Source organism: Winogradskyella ouciana, assembly GCF_009709615.1.
Taxonomy (GTDB): Bacteria; Bacteroidota; Bacteroidia; order Flavobacteriales; family Flavobacteriaceae; genus Winogradskyella; species Winogradskyella ouciana.
On the sequence record NZ_WJYA01000235.1, the window covers coordinates 1 to 250 of the forward strand.

Genomic DNA, 250 nt, shown 5'->3' on the forward strand with positions numbered 1-250 from the left:
GTGTATCATCCGCTCTAAATTCCTCGGCAAGATCAAAGAAGCCTACGACAAAAACCCCGATCTCAAAAGTCTTCTCTTTGACGACTTTTTCAAAGCGGCGGTCAAAAAGTCGGAAGCCGGATGGCGCAAAGTGGTCGCTTTGGCTGTCCAGTCGGGTGTGCCAACGCCTTGCTTTAGCACAGCGCTTTCGTTCTTTGACGGGTACCGTGCAGAGCGTTTGCCAGCCAACTTGCTCCAAGCGCAGCGCGAC

Annotated in this window: 1 pseudogene; it reads left to right on the top strand. The window is 53.2% G+C overall.

Annotation, left to right across the window (positions count from 1 at the left end):
- Positions 1–31 precede the first annotated feature (31 nt).
- Positions 32–250: pseudogene (locus tag F1003_RS17825) on the top strand (NADP-dependent phosphogluconate dehydrogenase); the annotation flags it as partial.